Origin of the sequence: Streptococcus mitis (assembly GCF_005844455.1) — a bacterium.
GTDB lineage: Bacteria > Bacillota > Bacilli > Lactobacillales > Streptococcaceae > Streptococcus > Streptococcus mitis_BF.
The window spans coordinates 1-16,477 of sequence record NZ_SPGF01000023.1 but is presented as its reverse complement, the minus strand read 5'-3'; the positions used below and the strand labels follow the sequence as shown (position 1 = coordinate 16,477).

General features: G+C 40.8%; 19 protein-coding genes. 1 reads left to right on the top strand and 18 read right to left on the bottom strand.

Translation table 11 applies throughout. The features are described 5' to 3' along the window. Window positions 1-158 precede the first annotated feature (158 nt). Both FGQ53_RS05780 and FGQ53_RS05775 read right to left on the bottom strand, forming a co-directional pair. Entirely contained in the window at window positions 159-2,117 is a 1,959-nt protein-coding gene (locus FGQ53_RS05780; protein WP_138336617.1) for a peptide ABC transporter substrate-binding protein, read from the bottom strand. Between the two features lie 202 nt (window positions 2,118-2,319). Continuing rightward, window positions 2,320-3,942, bottom strand: coding sequence for a putative polysaccharide biosynthesis protein (locus FGQ53_RS05775; RefSeq protein WP_138336614.1), 1,623 nt, complete (start codon window positions 3,940-3,942; stop codon window positions 2,320-2,322). 105 nt (window positions 3,943-4,047) lie between these two features. Between FGQ53_RS05775 and FGQ53_RS05770 the strand changes: the two genes are divergently transcribed. After that, window positions 4,048-5,493, top strand: coding sequence for a UDP-N-acetylmuramoyl-L-alanyl-D-glutamate--L-lysine ligase (locus tag FGQ53_RS05770; RefSeq protein WP_138336611.1), 1,446 nt, complete (start codon window positions 4,048-4,050; stop codon window positions 5,491-5,493). A gap of 48 nt (window positions 5,494-5,541) precedes the next feature. Here FGQ53_RS05770 and FGQ53_RS05765 read toward each other — a convergent pair whose 3' ends face one another. The 16 genes from FGQ53_RS05765 to FGQ53_RS05685 form a co-directional block, all read right to left on the bottom strand. Continuing rightward, complete coding sequence (locus FGQ53_RS05765; RefSeq protein WP_000051184.1) at window positions 5,542-5,733, bottom strand: CsbD family protein; 192 nt, start codon at window positions 5,731-5,733, stop codon at window positions 5,542-5,544. A 101-nt stretch (window positions 5,734-5,834) separates the two neighbouring features. Further along, a complete protein-coding gene (locus tag FGQ53_RS05760; protein WP_138336608.1) occupies window positions 5,835-6,485 on the bottom strand; it encodes a DUF1803 domain-containing protein in 651 nt (216 codons plus the stop codon). After that, the gene (locus FGQ53_RS05755; protein ID WP_138336605.1) at window positions 6,469-6,981 is read right to left on the bottom strand and encodes a YiiX/YebB-like N1pC/P60 family cysteine hydrolase; all 513 of its coding nucleotides are present in this window, start codon (window positions 6,979-6,981) and stop codon (window positions 6,469-6,471) included. Before FGQ53_RS05755 ends, FGQ53_RS05760 begins: the two co-directional genes overlap by 17 nt. An 86-nt stretch (window positions 6,982-7,067) precedes the next feature. After that, window positions 7,068-8,003: a manganese-dependent inorganic pyrophosphatase gene (locus FGQ53_RS05750; protein WP_075232195.1), complete on the bottom strand. Its 936-nt coding sequence runs from the start codon at window positions 8,001-8,003 to the stop codon at window positions 7,068-7,070. Between the two features lie 225 nt (window positions 8,004-8,228). Further along, the gene (locus FGQ53_RS05740) at window positions 8,229-8,525 is read right to left on the bottom strand and encodes a GIY-YIG nuclease family protein (protein WP_138336602.1); all 297 of its coding nucleotides are present in this window, start codon (window positions 8,523-8,525) and stop codon (window positions 8,229-8,231) included. Beyond that, a complete protein-coding gene (locus FGQ53_RS05735; protein WP_138336600.1) occupies window positions 8,515-9,264 on the bottom strand; it encodes a tRNA1(Val) (adenine(37)-N6)-methyltransferase in 750 nt (249 codons plus the stop codon). The genes FGQ53_RS05740 and FGQ53_RS05735 overlap by 11 nt, the downstream gene beginning before the upstream one ends. A 52-nt stretch (window positions 9,265-9,316) precedes the next feature. Further along, complete coding sequence (locus FGQ53_RS05730) at window positions 9,317-9,679, bottom strand: S1 RNA-binding domain-containing protein (RefSeq protein ID WP_138336597.1); 363 nt, start codon at window positions 9,677-9,679, stop codon at window positions 9,317-9,319. Between the two features lies 1 nt (window position 9,680). Then, on the bottom strand, window positions 9,681-11,081 hold the full coding sequence (locus FGQ53_RS05725) for a bifunctional Cof-type HAD-IIB family hydrolase/peptidylprolyl isomerase (RefSeq protein ID WP_138336594.1): 1,401 nt from the start codon (window positions 11,079-11,081) through the stop codon (window positions 9,681-9,683). A gap of 269 nt (window positions 11,082-11,350) precedes the next feature. Continuing rightward, on the bottom strand, window positions 11,351-11,590 hold the full coding sequence (gene rpsR / locus FGQ53_RS05720; RefSeq protein ID WP_000068664.1) for a 30S ribosomal protein S18: 240 nt from the start codon (window positions 11,588-11,590) through the stop codon (window positions 11,351-11,353). A gap of 31 nt (window positions 11,591-11,621) precedes the next feature. Beyond that, window positions 11,622-12,092, bottom strand: a complete 471-nt coding sequence (ssbA, locus tag FGQ53_RS05715) for a single-stranded DNA-binding protein SsbA (protein WP_000609602.1) — start codon at window positions 12,090-12,092, stop codon at window positions 11,622-11,624. An 11-nt stretch (window positions 12,093-12,103) separates the two neighbouring features. Beyond that, complete coding sequence (gene rpsF / locus FGQ53_RS05710; protein ID WP_001151778.1) at window positions 12,104-12,394, bottom strand: 30S ribosomal protein S6; 291 nt, start codon at window positions 12,392-12,394, stop codon at window positions 12,104-12,106. Window positions 12,395-12,546: 152 nt separating this feature from the next. After that, complete coding sequence (gene asnS, locus FGQ53_RS05705) at window positions 12,547-13,890, bottom strand: asparagine--tRNA ligase (RefSeq protein ID WP_138336591.1); 1,344 nt, start codon at window positions 13,888-13,890, stop codon at window positions 12,547-12,549. An 18-nt stretch (window positions 13,891-13,908) separates the two neighbouring features. Beyond that, window positions 13,909-14,274 carry a VOC family protein gene (locus FGQ53_RS05700; RefSeq protein WP_138336589.1) on the bottom strand — a complete coding sequence of 122 codons (366 nt, stop codon included), beginning with the start codon at window positions 14,272-14,274 and terminating at the stop codon, window positions 13,909-13,911. Beyond that, the gene (locus FGQ53_RS05695; RefSeq protein WP_138336586.1) at window positions 14,267-15,454 is read right to left on the bottom strand and encodes a pyridoxal phosphate-dependent aminotransferase; all 1,188 of its coding nucleotides are present in this window, start codon (window positions 15,452-15,454) and stop codon (window positions 14,267-14,269) included. The genes FGQ53_RS05700 and FGQ53_RS05695 overlap by 8 nt, the downstream gene beginning before the upstream one ends. Next, window positions 15,451-15,939: a DUF5590 domain-containing protein gene (locus tag FGQ53_RS05690; RefSeq protein WP_049512551.1), complete on the bottom strand. Its 489-nt coding sequence runs from the start codon at window positions 15,937-15,939 to the stop codon at window positions 15,451-15,453. Before FGQ53_RS05690 ends, FGQ53_RS05695 begins: the two co-directional genes overlap by 4 nt. 217 nt (window positions 15,940-16,156) lie before the next feature. Beyond that, window positions 16,157-16,477 (bottom strand): transposase (locus FGQ53_RS05685; RefSeq protein ID WP_171019091.1); only part of this gene is annotated, 321 nt, incomplete at its 5' end.

The window sequence follows — 16,477 nt, the reverse complement described above, 5'->3', positions numbered from 1 at the left end:
GAAAATAGTTTCTCACGTTTTTGTTATATTCATTATAACATAATTCCAATAGACAAATAAAAAAATGTGATATTTTTCCTTCCAAAATTCGACATCATTCTATTAAAAAACGAAAAACGACAGTTTCTTTTGAAACCATCGTTTTTCTTGAAAAATCCTTATTTGACATGTTTTGCCAACTCTTCTTGGGCTTTTTTATTGGATTCTTCTTTTTCTTTCAACCATTTTTCTTTGGCTTTTTCATATTCGTCTTTTGTAACTGTCTTATCTTGTAATTTGAGGTATTTATATGATTCAACCCCTTTATTACCAGCCAATGAATATGGTGTTGAGAAAGGAACAATTTTTCTCAATGTTGGTGTTCCGCCTAGTGAAACATTTGGAATTGCTAGAGAGCTATCCACCAACCAAGCTTGGGCATCAGCATATTTTTCATAACGTTTAGCTGGATCTTGCTCCTTATTAGCTTCTTCCAACATTTGAGTGTAGACATCCAGTCCAACAGCCTTGGCTTTATCATTGGCTTCACCAGGCTCTATACCTAGATTTTGCATCAAACCACCAGAATTAACGTTAAAGACGTCAAGATAGGTTGAAGGATCTTGATAGTCTGGACTCCAACCACCGTTGTAAAGATCATAATCCTTCTGAGCTGCAGTTTGAGCAAGATAACCTGAACTTTCATAGTCCTCTGTAGAAAGTTGATGAACATCAATCACAACATTATCTGCACCTAAGACAGATTCTATTGATTGCTTCATGGAATTGATTCCTTGAATTTCTGCCTTATTTGTCAAATCTACAGTTTTATCTAAGTGGATAGGGAATTGAACTCCCTTAGCTTGGAGTTCTTTCTTAGCCTCTGCAAATTTAGCCTTGGCTTTTTCAGCATTGTAGTATGGATCTTGGGCATCCGCAAAGTTGATTCCTTGCCATTCTTTACCATAATTCACCATCTTAGAGGCTACTACTTCACCAAAGTCTTTTCCGTTGATACTTACGAAGTTTGGAGGAACAACCAAGTTACGCAAAATCTTAGTTGCACCATCTTCTCCCTGAGATTGAGCCCCGTAGGCTGTACGGTCATAGGCAAAATTAATGGCTTGACGGAAGTTTTTGTTAAGAACCGCTTCTTGAGTCGATTTCTTCTCAGCATCACTTGTCTTGGAAGTGAATTTATAAGATTTTCTATCTAAGTTAAAGTTTAAGAAGTAAGAAGTAGCATCTTGCATGCTATAGATGATATTATCCTTATTCTTTTCTTTAATTCCTTCGAAACTTGAACTATTTGGATAGAGACAAGCATAGCTATAGGCTCCCTCAACATAGTTACGAGCCAGTGCATCTTGGTCACTACCATCATAATAGGCCAATTTCACATCATCTACAAAGACATTTTTAGCATCCCAGTAGTTAGGATTTTTCTTGTATTCGATAACCGATTTTGAAACAAAAGATTTCATCAAGAAAGGTCCATTGTACAAAATGCTAGATGGGTCTACCTTGCCAAAATCATCTCCTTTTGATTTCAAGAAATCTGCATTAACTGGGAAGAGAATGGTTGAAGTTGTTTTAGAATTCCAATAAGATTCTGGTCGTGTCAAGGTATATTGAACAGTTTGGTCATCAAGAGCCTTGACTCCGACAGTTGAAAAGTCTGTTGTTTTACCGTTAATATAGTCATCCAAACCTGCAACGGATTCTTGCACCAAGTACAAGGCTTCGGATTTTTTATCAGCCGCATATTTCAAACCTGTCACAAAGTCTTGAGCAGTTACAGGAGCATATTCTTCCCCATCTGCAGTATACCACTTAATGTCCTTACGAAGTTTGTAGGTATAGGTTAAACCGTCTTGAGAAACACTCCAATCCTCTGCCAATGATGGAACATAGTTCCCATACTGGTCATTTTCCATGAGACCATCTACTAGATTAGTCACAATATCATTGGTTGTTGCACGGTTTTCTGCTAGATAATTCAAACTAGATGGGTCGCTTGAGTAAACATAGTTATATGTTTTTGACCCTGTGCTAGAATTTCCACAGGCACTTAACAAAATACCTGCACTTAACACGACACCTGCAAGCGTTGCATACTTGGCCTTAGACTTTTTCATTTCCAGAACCTCCTGTTTTAAATATTTGTCTTATTATACAACTCGAGTTTTATTTAGTCAATAGTTTTTTGGTCTTTTTTTAAAAAAATAAAATTTCTATCTACAAATTTTAGATATTATTCTACAGATTAGTAAAAAAGAGAATAATTCAAGCATTTCATGATAGAAATGTTCAAATTATCCCTTTTATTTATAAATGTTTTTAAGTTAACTTTAATTTGATTCGTAAGCGATCTGCTTGAGCTTTTCCAATCACCTTATCCAACAAGCGGGTACGGAGACTCATAACTCCATAAACACCTCCACCCATAGCACCGACAAGGGCTACATATAGGAAACTCCACAAACGTCCACTTGGTTGGAAGACAAATCCTAAAATCCACTGCAAGAAGCCAACTAGTATGAACATGACAAGGGTTAAGATGGTAATCAAGATAGTCCGTTTCAAGATTATCTTTCGACGAGCACCCGTTACCTGGCAAATGTCTCGGTACATCAGGACATTCGGAATAATCAAGCCGATAGTCGTTGAGATCAAGGGACCGTAGCTGTGAAAAATGGCAATGGTTGGCAATTGCAAGACGATCTTAGCAATAGAACCATAGACAAAGTAAAGAACTGCCTTGCGGTTTCGGAACATGGCCTGAAGCATAGGAGACAAGACCATGTACAGACCTAAAATAGTAGACTGCAAAACTGCAAAGACAAACAAGCCCATAGCCAAACTATCTGGCTTGCCATAGAAAACCGTATAAAGAGGTTCTCCTACCATGACCACTCCAACCGTTGCTGGTAGCAGGAATAAGAAAAGCATGGTGATGCTGTCCTGAACCAGACGAGAAGCCGCCTTCAAGTCCCCCTTGACATAGTTTTCAGTCAAAAGCGGCAAACCGACACTCCCAATCGAAACCCCAACAGAAATCAAAATCATAGTAATTTTATTAGGATTGGCTGAGAAATAAGAAAACATGACAACCAAGTCCTCGTTGCTGTAGTTGGTAAACCAGCTCATACTATTGATAAAGGTCATCTGATCCAAGATTTGGAAAAGCTGGATAGCAGACCCTGTCAGGATGAAAGGAATGGCTTCTTTAATGGTATCGGCTAAAAGACGCTTACTATTAATCTTATCCCCTGTTTCAAAGACTCTTTTGAGTAAACCTTCTTGAGCAAGGAAATAAATCAAGACTGCAAAACTGGCTACCATGCCGACAAAGGCAGCAAAGGTGGATTGGGTAACCGCTGCTAGATAATCTCCTGAACCGAGCTTCATAATGATAAAAGTTGCTAAAAGCATCCAGATAACACGAATGACCTGCTCAGCGATTTGGCTCATGGCATAAGGTTTGAGATTATTCATCCCTTGGAAGAAACCTCGGATAACACTCATAGATGGGAAAATCAAGACCGCCCAAGCCAAGCTCTGCATGATTGGGATTAAGTCTTTGCCCACGCCAGATAAGTCTGCTAGCCAAGGAGCAAAGACATACAAGATTAGGGCAAAAACGAGGCCTAGTCCTGTCATAAATCCTAAAAAGCTCCGAATCAGGGCAAAGCTATGCTCTTCTTCTCGCATGGTATTATACTTGGCAACTTGCTTGGCCACCGCAACTGGAATACCTGCTGTTGACACCAGCAAGAACCAAGCATAAATATTATAGCCCATGGTAAAGAGACCATTGGCCGTAGCTGCATAAGACCCCATCCAGATGTACCAAGGGATAATGTAAATAGCCCCGAGTAGGCGACTGATAAAGTTACTAGCCGTTAACCAAGCAGTCCCCCGTAACATCTGGGCCTGCTGGTGATTGTTTTCGTGCGACATAGATTCCTCATTCAATTTTGATAACTAGGAAAAACTCCTTATCTTCCATTATAAACTTTTCCTTGTTACTTGTAAATTTGCGACTTTCGGTTTACAATAGAAAGTATGATAAAGATTGAAACCGTATTATATATATTAAAGAAAGATGGTCTCTTCCGCGAGATTATCGACCAAGGACACTACCACTACAACTACAGCCATGTCGTATTTGACACCATCTGCTATGACAGTCGCAAGGCTAAAGAAAAGAGCCTCTTTTTCGTCAAAGGTGCTGCCTTTAAAAAGGAATTTCTACTTTCAGCCATCTCTCAAGGACTCGGTTATTATGTGGCTGAAAAGGACTATGAGGTTGGTATTCCTACCATTATCGTCAGTGATATCAAGAAAGCCATGAGTTTGATTGCCATGGAGTTTTATGGCAATCCACAGAAAAAACTTAAACTCCTTGCCTTTACTGGAACCAAGGGTAAGACAACGGCAGCCTATTTCGCCTATAACATTTTATCTCAAGGTCACCGACCTGCTATGTTGTCGACCATGAATACAACTCTAGACGGCAAAACTTTCTTTAAGTCTGCATTGACAACTCCTGAGAGCATTGACCTCTTTGACATGATGAATCAAGCTGTGCAAAATGACCGCACCCACCTCATCATGGAGGTATCTAGTCAAGCCTATCTGGTCAAACGCGTCTATGGTCTAACCTTTGATGTAGGAGTTTTCCTCAATATCAGTCCAGACCATATTGGCCCTATTGAACACCCTAGCTTTGAAGACTACTTCTACCACAAGCGTCTCTTGATGGAAAATAGCCGAGCAGTCATCATTAACAGTGACATGGACCACTTCTCAGTCTTGAAAGAACAAGTGGCAAATCAAGACCATGATTTCTATGGTAGCCAATCAAGTAACCAAATCGAGAATTCCAAAGCCTTTAGCTTTTCAGCTACGGGTAAACTCGCTGGAGACTATAATATCCAACTGATTGGTCACTTCAACCAAGAAAATGCCGTTGCTGCTGGACTCGCTTGTCTCCGTCTGGGAGCAAGTCTTGAGGACATCAAAAAAGGAATCGCTGCAACCCGCGTTCCTGGTCGTATGGAAGTCCTCAGCCAGAAAAATGGTGCCAAGGTCTTCATCGACTATGCGCACAATGGGGACAGTCTAAAAAAACTCATCAATGTTGTAGAGACTCATCAAACTGGAAAGATTGCACTGGTTCTGGGTTCGACAGGAAACAAGGGAGAAAGCCGTCGTAAGGACTTTGGACTTCTACTTAATCAACACCCTGAGATTCAAGTCTTTCTGACTGCTGATGACCCCAACTATGAAGATCCAATGGCCATTGCGGATGAAATCAGTAGCTATATTAGCCATCCTGTTGAAAAGATTGCGGATCGCCAAGAAGCAATCAAGGCAGCTATGGCTATCACAAGCCAAGAATTAGATGCAGTTATTATCGCTGGCAAGGGAGCTGATTGCTACCAAATCGTCCAAGGCAAGAAAGAAGCCTATCCAGGAGATGCAGCTGTCGCAGAAAATTATTTATAAGTCTCGTAAAAAAATCAAGGGAAACGAAACCCTTGATTTTTTCTATTTTTATTTAAAAGCGTTTTTCAAACCTTCAACGGCACCTTCTACAGCACCTTTCGCATCTTCAACTACTTCTTTTGCCTTAGCAACTGTCTTTTCTACAGCGCCTTCTGCTTCAGTCTTACTATCCCCAGTAACCTTACCAAATCCTTCTTTGATAGCGCCTGTTGCTTGTTCCAATTTGTTTTCAAGTGACATATGATTGTCTCCTTTAGGTTTATTCCGATAAGTGTTATCGGTTACATATAGTTTATACTGAATGCTAAGTAAAGTCAAACAATGTGCTCAAAAACAAGATTTCACACCAAGTAGAAAGTTAATCTTTCCTTATCAAAATCGATAGCCAACTCATACTTGCCATCTTCATTTTGGACAATATAACCTAGGACGACCAAACTGTCCACAAAGATATCACGGCGTTTCTGCATCAGCTGGTCTTTTTTGAGAAATTTCAACAAAAAAGTCGTCATATATTTGAGAGCATACTCAGGATTGACATCTCCCAAAATGTCATAAAGTTCCTGCTGTTTTTCTGTCAAAGGATACTGATATTTGACCTTGTAGAAATAATTGGACAGGGTCATTTTTGATCTCGCAAAGTCCGTCTTTTCAACTAAAATAGCTGCATTGGTTTGATTGCGCAATTCTGTCTCAAAACGCTGCTCCGACAAGGCTTGATAGACTGGACTATCTTCTCTGACAAAAATCTCTTGATCCAGTTCGAGACTATCAAGGGACTCAAACATAGGAAGATTAAGGTAATAACGCTTATTTTCACGTAGAATCAAACCAGCCTTTATATACTCTTCCATGAATTTATCAACGGCTACTTCTGGAAATTGAACCTTGATTTCCCGTAGAATCACATCATCATGCTGGTCCAGATAGCGGATCAATTCTCCAAAAAATGGCTGTCTCGTCAAACGAGAGGGATTAAAAATCTGAATCATGAAGATTCCTTTCTTTACATTCTAACAGAGGCGATGCTACCAACTGACTAGGATTGGTCCCAGCTTGGTTTAGAGGAACAGGCAAACCTAGTTCTCTATAATACTCCCTCCAAAAACCACTAATCTCCTGCTCCCCATCTCCAAATTTCATGGGAATAGTTTCAAAAATCGGTAAGACTTCTGCCATATACTGAGAACAGTAAAAACCAGCTCCATCTGGATAGAAAGAAGCATTGTAGGGAGCTCCAAGATGCTTACAAGCTCTCTCCTTCACCGACTGGATATCCATTTCTGGGTAAACATAGAGGTCGTACAAGTGATTGGGTTCAAAGAAGTCTGCTGGTTCTTGACAGACAACACCAAATTCTCCACTAGCATGGTAAATCATCCCATCCAAATAAATGGCAACATGGCTATAGTTGCCTGTGGAAGTCTGGATGGCCTGCCCCATATCTGAAAGGTCCTTCACAAAAATCAAATCACCATTTTCTAACATCTTTCTCTCCTAGAAAAAAAGGAGCCGAAACCCCTTTCGATATAAGGCAAACTAGCCTCTCCTAATTTGAACTGACACCCAAAATCTTAAGCATTAAAGCTTTCAGTCAATTGAGGTACCACTTGTTTCTTACGTGAAACAGCACCAGCAAGGAAAGCGTGATTGTTTTCAAGTTTAAAGTTGAAAGCCGCTTCGACCTTATCCATGTTAGCACCGAGTGCTAGAATTTCTGAGTTAGAGTTGACGATATCTGTAATCATCAAGACAAAGTCAGAGTAGCCGTTTGCTGTGTTGGCAGCTTGCATTGCAGCTTCAATTTCTGCTTGGCGTTCCAAAACTTCAGCGATGTCAACTGTGTTTACTTGGGCAACACGAACATTATTTCCGTTCAATTCAAAAGTCTTAGCATCGATGTCAATCAATTCTTCAGCAGATTTGCTAGCCAAGTTGGTACCAGCTTTTAGCATTGCGAGACCATATTCTTCCAAATTTACACCAGCCAATTCAGCCAATTCTGGAGCAATGACTTTATCTGTTGGGTGTGTTGTTGGTGATTTCAAAAGAAGAGTATCTGAAATCAAACCTGAAAGCATCAAACCAGCAATCTCTTTAGGAACAGCCACACCATGTTCTTTGAACATACGGTAAACGATTGAAGAAGCTGACCCAACTGGCTCCAAACGCATGTAAAGTGGGCTTGCAGTCTCAAAGTTAGCCACACGGTGGTGGTCTACAACACCGTAAACTTCTACTTCAGCGATATCTGATACAGATTGTTGGAATTCATTGTGGTCAGTCAAGATAACTTGCTCTGCACCTTCTGCTTTAGCAGAAGTGATAACACGCGGTGCTTCCACACCAAAATAGTTCAAGACAAAGGCTGTTTCTTCATTTGGAGTTCCAAGGGCAACAGCTTCCGTATCCAAACCATAAGCTTCTTTTGCAAGGTAGGCAAAGGCTACAGATGACCCGATGGCATCTGAGTCTGGATTTTGGTGACCAAATACTAGAATCTTAGACATGATAATACCTCATTTTGTTTATTCTCTTTATTGTAGCATTTTTTTCGCTTTTTGACAAAAGTAAGAGGAGTCAAAGGGCTCCTCACGATTCTTCAAAATAACTGATACTCTTCGAAAATCAAATTCAAACCACGTCAGCTTCGCCTTGGATTATATATGTGACTGACTTCGTCAGTCTTATCTACAACCTCAAAGCAGTGCTTTGAGCAACCTACGGCTAGCTTCCTAGTTTTCTCTTTGATTTTTATTGAGTATGAGTAAATTTCTATCTTGATTTTCAGATAAAAATATTTCCTTTTGCGGTCGCTTCTTACGCTTGAGCAAGGCTTCCGCCGACATGGCTTCTTCCTTACTGGCAAAACCTTGAGCATAGATGAGTTTGACTGGTAAGCGGGCTCGTGTATATTTAGCTCCCTTCCCACTATTGTGGGCAGCAAGGCGTCTTCTCACATCAGTCGTATAGCCTGTATAGTAGGACCCGTCACGGCACTCCAGCACATACATATAAGCCTTATGATCCATAATAAATCTCTTCAAGTTCGGGCGTATAGGAACCATCATCATTGTGGACAATCAAAGGTGGTAAAACCTTAAAACCACTTGTCGAGCCATCCTTGATAGCTTCAATCAAGAGCATATTGGCTTCCTTTTCCCTCTTTGGATAAACAAACTGCAGGCGCTTGGGAGCTAGATTATGCCGTTGCAACATGTCCAAGATATCCAAGAGTCGGTCAGGACGATGAACCATGGCCAAGCGCCCATTAGACTTGAGAATACTCTGGGCACTGCGACAGATTTCTTCCAAATTGGTCGTGATTTCGTGGCGCGCCAAGAGATAATGTTCACTCTCGTTTAAGTTGGAATGAGAATCCACCTTGAAATAGGGCGGATTACACAAAATCATATCTACCTTACTTCCCTGAATGTGAGCAGGCATATTTTTCAAATCATCGCAGATGACCTGCATTTGCTCCTCTAATCCATTCAAACGGACAGAGCGTTCAGCCATATCCGCCAAACGCTCCTGAATCTCAACAGCCAATATCTGTGCTTGAGTACGAGTGCTAGCAAAAAGCCCCACTGCTCCATTTCCAGCGCAGAAATCCACAATCAATCCCTTCTTAGGAAAACGTGGAAAGCGTGACAAGAGAACACTATCCACCGAATAGCTAAAAACCTCTCTATTTTGAATGATTTTGATATCTGTCGAAAAGAGCTGGTTAATTCGCTCTCCTGATTTTAATAATTGTTCTTCTTCCATGGTCTTATTATAGCAAACTTATATTAACATCACAAAGAATATAGATTTCTAACTAATTCTTCTGCTTCTTCAAATGTTGAAGGGCTTCCTTGGTCCAAATTGGCATCATTCTTTTGAGAGGCGCAAAGCCGTAGTTAAAGCGGTCGCTTGAAAAGCGTCTCCGTCTAGGAAACTGGTGCTTTTCTTCCTCCAAAGTGCGGATAGAAAGACTAGCTTTCCCTGTAAATTCATCTAAATCCACTACCTGAACCTGAACATCTTCATCGACTTTCAAGGCTTCATGAATATTTTCAATAAATCCTGTTCGAATCTCTGAAATGTGAATCAGCCCCGTATCACCCGTCTCTAACTCAACAAAGGCACCGTAGGGCTGAATCCCTGTAATACGCCCCTTTAGCTTATCACCGATTTTCATCTTAGTCCTCGATTTCAATTGTTTCAATCACAACATCTTCAACTGGCTTGTCCATAGCCCCTGTCTTAACAGAAGCAATGGCATCCAAGACAACGTAAGAAGCTTCATCAGCTAGCTGACCAAAAACAGTATGACGGTGGTCTAAGTGAGGGGTTCCACCTTGGTTGGCATAGATTTCCGCAATCGGTTCTGGCCAACCTCCACGAGCAATTTCTTTTTTAGAATAAGGCAAATGTTGATTTTGCACGATAAAGAACTGGCTGCCGTTGGTATTTGGACCAGCATTGGCCATGGAAAGGGCACCACGGATATTGTAAAGTTCTTCTGAGAATTCATCCTCAAATGATTCGCCGTAGATTGACTCGCCACCCATACCAGTTCCAGTTGGGTCTCCACCTTGAATCATAAAATCTTTGATAATACGGTGGAAAATAACTCCATCATAGTAGCCATCTTTTGAAAGTGCAACAAAGTTAGCCACAGTTTTAGGAGCATGTTCAGGGAAGAGCTTAATACGCAAGTCTCCGTGATTGGTCTTAATAGTCGCGATAGGACCTTCTACTATTTCAATATCTACTTGTGGGAAATGCAATTCTTTTTCTACCATATCAAATCCTTCTAAGGCATCAAAAATGCCATCTTCTTCTAGTGTTTTTGTTATATAATCTGCTTTTTCTTTGATTTTATCATGAGAAATTCCCATTGCAACGCTGATTCCAGCATAATCAAAGAGTTCCAAGTCGTTGAGTCCATCTCCAAAAACCATGACGTTCTCTGATTTCAAGCCAAGGTGTTCCACAACCTTTTCCACACCCGTCGCTTTGGAGCCTGAAATCGGCACAATATCAGACGAATGTTGATGCCAACGAACCATGCGAAGTTTGTCTGAGAGACTATCAGGCAAGTGCAAGTCATCTCCCTTGTCTTCAAAAGTCCACATCTGATAGATATCTTCTTTTTTATGGAAATCTGGATCTACATCTAAGTCGGGATAAATTGGATTGATAGCTTCACTAATCATATCGGTGCGAGTCGACAACTTGGCATCATGACTCCCAACCAAGCCATACTCAATTCCTTCTTGCTTGGCCCAAGAAATATACTCCTCAACATCTGACTTCTCAATCTGATGTTGATAAATAACCTGACCTTTTTTATCTTCGATGTAGGCCCCATTCAAGGTCACAAAAAAGTCCGGCTTGAGTTCACGAATCTCTGGTACAACACCAAAAATCCCCCGTCCAGAAGCAATACCTGTCAAGATTCCCTTCTCACGTAATTGCTTAAAAACAGCTGGGATTGAAGACGGAATAAAACCAGTCTTGGAATTTCGCAAGGTATCATCAATATCAAAAAAGACAATCTTGATTTTTTTTGCCTTGTATCTTAATTTCGCATCCATCTCACTACCTCTTTCAATCTAACTCTTTCCATTATACCATAAAGTAGAGAAATCCCCTATTTTCAAAAAGCTTCCAGTTTTTATTGTAAGTCCTTTGATGAGAAGAAAATCAATATTTATAAAAAAAATCCATCCAAATTCAACTCGACTTCTCATTCTAGAACTCATGAAAAAAAGGTCCACTGGACCCAAACTCGCTCTCTCATTTCAAAGCTCGTGAAAAAAAGACCCGTCGGGGTCTGAAAAAGAGGTCCACCCGGACCTCTTTTTTAATCTTCGTTTACGAAAGGCATCAAAGCCATTACGCGAGCGCGTTTGATAGCTGTTGTTACTTTACGTTGGTTTTTAGCTGAAGTTCCTGTTACACGACGAGGAAGGATTTTCCCACGTTCTGAAACGAAACGGCTAAGAAGCTCAGTATCTTTGTAATCAACATATTCAATTTTGTTTGCTGCGATGTAATCAACTTTTTTACGGCGTTTGAATCCGCCACGACGTTGTTGAGCCATGTTTTTTCTCCTTTATAATTTTAATTGTCCATTAGAATGGTAAATCATCATCTGAAATATCCAATGGATTTGTTGCTCCAAATGGATTTTCATCACGTGAAAAGTCTGGTACTGAATTTGTAGGCGCTGAATAGTTTGAACTTGGTGCAGAATAAGCTCCACCTGTGTGACCCTCACGCACACTACGGCTTTCCAACATTTGGAAATTCTCAGCCACGACCTCTGTCACGTAGACACGTTGTCCTTGCTGGTTATCGTAACTACGAGTCTGGATACGACCTGTCACCCCGATAAGTGAGCCTTTTTTAGCCCAGTTAGCAAGATTTTCAGCCTGTTGGCGCCACATAACGACATTGATAAAATCAGCCTCACGTTCGCCATTTTGACTCTTAAATGTACGGTTTACTGCAAGAGTAAAAGTCGCAACTGCTACATTTGATGGGGTATAACGCAACTCAGCGTCACGTGTCATACGCCCTACAAGTACAACATTGTTAATCATAGTTTACCTTCTTACGCGTCAGTTTTGACGATCATGTGACGAAGAATGTCAGCGTTGATTTTTGAAAGACGGTCAAACTCTTTAAGAGCTGCGTCGTCGTTTGCTTCAACGTTAACGATGTGGTAAAGTCCTTCACGGAAATCTTTGATTTCGTACGCAAGACGACGTTTTTCCCAAGATTTTGATTCAACAACAGTTGCACCGTTGTCAGTCAAAATAGAGTCAAAACGTGCTACCAAAGCGTTTTTAGCTTCTTCTTCAATGTTTGGACGAATGATATAAAGAATTTCGTATTTAGCCATTGATATGTTCCTCCTTTTGGTCTAATGACCCCAAGACTTTGCAAGGGGTAAGTGAGGTTCGCTCACAATAAACTATTATACTAGAAAACAATTTTTTACGCAAGTAAAAACTCTGGAATTCGAAAAAACGCCACATGGGCGTTTTCCTGTTCTTATGGTTTGATACGGTGCAACATACGTGGGAATGGGATAGCTTCACGGATGTGTTTTGTTCCTGCTGCGAAAGTTACCATACGTTCGATACCGATACCAAATCCTCCGTGTGGGACTGTACCGTATTTACGAAGGTCAAGGTAGAATTCATACTCTGTACGATCCATGCCAAGTTCATCCATCTTAGCAACAAGGGCATCGTAGTCTTCCTCACGCATAGATCCACCGATGATTTCTCCGTAGCCTTCTGGGGCAAGCAAGTCTGCACAAAACACGCGCTCTGGATTTCCAGGAACTGGTTTCATGTAGAAGGCTTTGATGGCTGCTGGATAGTTCATGACAAATGTTGGCACACCAAAGTGGTTTGAGATCCACGTTTCGTGTGGTGAACCAAAGTCATCTCCATGTTCCAAATGCTCGTAATCAGCATCTTCATCATTTTCATGTTCTTGCAAGAGGTCAATAGCTTGATCGTATGTTATGCGTTTGAAGGGCTCTGCAATATAACGTTTCAAGAGCTCTGTATCACGCTCCAAGGTTTCCAAGGCTTGAGGCGCACGGTCAAGAACACCTTGAAGAAGAGCTTTTACATAAGCTTCTTGCAAGTCAAGTGATTCATCGTGTGTCAAGTATGAGTACTCTGCGTCCATCATCCAGAACTCAGTCAAGTGACGGCGCGTTTTTGATTTTTCAGCACGGAATACTGGACCAAAGTCAAAGACACGACCAAGAGCCATAGCACCTGCTTCAAGGTAAAGCTGACCTGATTGGCTCAAGTAAGCTGGCGTTCCGAAGTAGTCTGTTTCAAAGAGTTCTGTTGAATCTTCTGCTGCATTTCCTGAAAGAATTGGGCTATCAAACTTCATGAAGCCGTTCTTGTCAAAGAACTCATATGTTGCATAGATGATAGCGTTACGAATTTGCATCACCGCTACTTGCTTACGAGAACGGAGCCACAAGTGACGGTTGTCCATCAAGAAGTCTGTTCCGTGTTCTTTTGGTGTGATTGGGTAGTCTTGAGATTCACCGATCACTTCGATGTCTGTAATATCCAACTCATAGCCAAACTTAGAACGTTCGTCCTCTTTGACAATACCAGTCACATAAACAGAAGTTTCTTGGCTCAAGCGTTTGATAACATCAAACTTTTCAAGTCCTACTTCTTCACCAAATTTTTCTACAAAGTTTGGTTTAAAGGCCACACCTTGGAAGAAGGCTGTTCCATCACGCAATTGCAAGAAGGCGATTTTCCCTTTTCCTGATTTGTTGGCAACCCAAGCGCCAATCGTCACTTCCTGACCAACATAGTCTTTCACATCAATAATCGTTACACGTTTTGTCATTGTTTTTCCTTTTCTTTTTTATTCTTTATGGCAAACCACTTCTATATTGTTCCCATCTGGGTCAATCATAAAAGCAGCATAGTAAATCGGATGCTCACTGCGATAACCAGGAGCCCCATTGTCTCGCCCACCTGCCTCTAAGCCAGCCTCATCACAAGCTTGAACCTCTTCCTTATTTTCTGCTAAGAAAGCAAAGTGAATAGGATCTTGTGTCCCCTGAGCCAGCCAAAAATCACCACCAGGATGAGGGCTATTTGGGGCAAGAAAACTGATTAGAGAACTAGTCCTAAAAGCCAATTCATATCCTAAAGGAGCGAGAAATCTCTTATAGAATCCTTCTGAAATTTGTAAATCTTTTACCTTAATTTCAAAATGATCAATCATTCTCACTACCCATAAATGTTTTCAAGCGACTAACTGCTTCTTTAAGCGTATCTAGGTCTGTCGCATAGCTGAGGCGCACATTTTCTGGCGCTCCAAAGCCTGCTCCTGTTACCAAGGCCAGACCAACTTCTTCAAGAATAGCCGTTGTAAATGCTGTTACATCGCTATAACCTTTCATCTCCATAGCTTTTTTGACATTTGGAAAGAGATAGAAGGCTCCTTGCGGTTTGACAACTTCAAAACCAGGGACTTCACACAAGAGTGGATAGATGGTATTGAGACGTTCTTCAAATGCTTGACGCATAACTTCCACAGAATCTTGCGGTCCAGTTAGGGCTTCGATAGCTGCATATTGTGAAACAGCAGTTAGGTTAGAAGTTGTTTGACCTGTCAATTTGCTCATAGCAGCAATGATTTCTGGATCACCCACTGCATAACCTACCCGCCAACCTGTCATGGCATAAGCTTTTGATACACCGTTAATGACAATGTTTTGCTTGCGAATGGCTTCTGATAGACTAGAGATTGGTACGAACTCATTCCCGTTATAGACCAAACGACCATAAATATCATCTGCTAGGATGAGAATGTCATGTTCAACTGCCCAATTTCCGATAGCCAAGAGTTCCTCGCGAGTGTAAATCATACCAGTCGGATTAGATGGCGAATTTAGCACCAAAACCTTGGTTTTGTCTGTGCGAGCTGCTTCCAACTGCTCTACGGTCACCTTAAAGTGATTGTCTTCCTTAGCAGGAACAAAGACTGGCACACCTTCTGCCATCTTGACCTGATCTCCATAGCTGACCCAATATGGGGTTGGGATGATGACTTCATCACCTGGATTGACCACAGCCATAAAGAAAGTATAGAGTGAGAACTTAGCACCGGTAGCAAATGTGACTTCGTTGGCCGCTACGGAATAACCATAATAACGCTCAAAATAGGTATTGACTGCTGCTTTTAACTCAGGCAAACCTGAAGCTACCGTATAGAAAGAAGCACGTCCATCTCGAATGGCTGCAACAGCTGCATCTTGAATATTTTTGGGAGTATGGAAATCGGGCTGACCTAAAGTTAAGAAAAGTACATCTTTTCCTTCAGCCTTTAACTTCTTTGCTCTTGCATCACTAGCCAGAGTCACACTTTCTTCCATTTCTAAAACACGGTTGGATAGTTTCATAGGCCCTCCTTATTGACCAATGCTCCTGTTTCAAAATCTACTAGATAAAAATCAGAACCTGACTTGACTTCCCAGATTGGCTTATCTTGATAACGACCAAAAGTAATCTTATCAATTTCGCCAGCTCCTTTTTCCTTAGAAACCGCTTCTGCTTTTTCTTGTGAAACACCTTGATTTAGCTGATAAACGTAGATCTTATGGTCATCTTTTCCAATCAGGACAGCAAGTGCTTCTTGTTTTTTATTACGACCAAGAACGCTATAATAGGATTCCAAGCCATTGTATAAATCAACCTGATCAGCCTGCTCTAATCCTGCATACTGCTGAGCTAATTTTTCTCCTTCACTTTTAGCTGTTTGATAGGGTTTCATACTCAGAAACACCAGATACAGAAAGGAAGCACTGATAACCACAAACAAAATCGTCATCCCTAGACCATACTGCCACAGTAGATTATTTTTTGCTTTGTTTTGTCTTTTTTTCACTCGTCTATTTTACCATCTATTAGGCTTTATTACAAGTGAATGCAAGAATACTCTTCGAAAATCAAATCCAAACCACGTCAGCTTCGCCTTGCCGTACCCAAGTACTGTCTGCGGCTAGCTTCCTAGTTTGCTCTTTGATTTTCATTGAGTATAAGCAACCAATTCTATTTCTTCCTTTAAAGTAAATCGATTTTTCTTAGTTATACTCATCGAAAATCTATTCTGGACAAATTCGTTTTCTGTGAACAATCTTCCTCAGGCATTCTGTTTCCAAATTTTGAATCACTGTTTCTAACTTCAAAATGACTTCTTCTAAAGATTTGAAGGCCTTGTTTTTGAATCCACGCTTTCGTATCTCTGCCCAAACTTGCTCAATGGGATTCATTTCTGGAGTGTAGGGAGGAATAAATGTACACGTGATATTTTCTGGCAACTCCAAAGCCTGAGACTTGTGCCAGGTGGCATTATCCATGACCAAAATCAGATAATCATCCGAATAATAGGCGGATAATTGCTGTAAAAATTCGTTCATCCAAGC

What these genes read in the sequence shown, in the direction of transcription:
- FGQ53_RS05780 (WP_138336617.1), bottom strand. Translation starts at nt 2,117, where the DNA reads ATGAAAAAGTCTAAGGCCAAGTATGCAACGCTTGCAGGTGTCGTGTTA.
- FGQ53_RS05775 (WP_138336614.1), bottom strand. Translation starts at nt 3,942, where the DNA reads ATGTCGCACGAAAACAATCACCAGCAGGCCCAGATGTTACGGGGGACT.
- FGQ53_RS05770 (WP_138336611.1), top strand. Translation starts at nt 4,048, where the DNA reads ATGATAAAGATTGAAACCGTATTATATATATTAAAGAAAGATGGTCTC.
- FGQ53_RS05765 (WP_000051184.1), bottom strand. Translation starts at nt 5,733, where the DNA reads ATGTCACTTGAAAACAAATTGGAACAAGCAACAGGCGCTATCAAAGAA.
- FGQ53_RS05760 (WP_138336608.1), bottom strand. Translation starts at nt 6,485, where the DNA reads ATGATTCAGATTTTTAATCCCTCTCGTTTGACGAGACAGCCATTTTTT.
- FGQ53_RS05755 (WP_138336605.1), bottom strand. Translation starts at nt 6,981, where the DNA reads ATGTTAGAAAATGGTGATTTGATTTTTGTGAAGGACCTTTCAGATATG.
- FGQ53_RS05750 (WP_075232195.1), bottom strand. Translation starts at nt 8,003, where the DNA reads ATGTCTAAGATTCTAGTATTTGGTCACCAAAATCCAGACTCAGATGCC.
- FGQ53_RS05740 (WP_138336602.1), bottom strand. Translation starts at nt 8,525, where the DNA reads ATGGATCATAAGGCTTATATGTATGTGCTGGAGTGCCGTGACGGGTCC.
- FGQ53_RS05735 (WP_138336600.1), bottom strand. Translation starts at nt 9,264, where the DNA reads ATGGAAGAAGAACAATTATTAAAATCAGGAGAGCGAATTAACCAGCTC.
- FGQ53_RS05730 (WP_138336597.1), bottom strand. Translation starts at nt 9,679, where the DNA reads ATGAAAATCGGTGATAAGCTAAAGGGGCGTATTACAGGGATTCAGCCC.
- FGQ53_RS05725 (WP_138336594.1), bottom strand. Translation starts at nt 11,081, where the DNA reads ATGGATGCGAAATTAAGATACAAGGCAAAAAAAATCAAGATTGTCTTT.
- rpsR (WP_000068664.1), bottom strand. Translation starts at nt 11,590, where the DNA reads ATGGCTCAACAACGTCGTGGCGGATTCAAACGCCGTAAAAAAGTTGAT.
- ssbA (WP_000609602.1), bottom strand. Translation starts at nt 12,092, where the DNA reads ATGATTAACAATGTTGTACTTGTAGGGCGTATGACACGTGACGCTGAG.
- rpsF (WP_001151778.1), bottom strand. Translation starts at nt 12,394, where the DNA reads ATGGCTAAATACGAAATTCTTTATATCATTCGTCCAAACATTGAAGAA.
- asnS (WP_138336591.1), bottom strand. Translation starts at nt 13,890, where the DNA reads ATGACAAAACGTGTAACGATTATTGATGTGAAAGACTATGTTGGTCAG.
- FGQ53_RS05700 (WP_138336589.1), bottom strand. Translation starts at nt 14,274, where the DNA reads ATGATTGATCATTTTGAAATTAAGGTAAAAGATTTACAAATTTCAGAA.
- FGQ53_RS05695 (WP_138336586.1), bottom strand. Translation starts at nt 15,454, where the DNA reads ATGAAACTATCCAACCGTGTTTTAGAAATGGAAGAAAGTGTGACTCTG.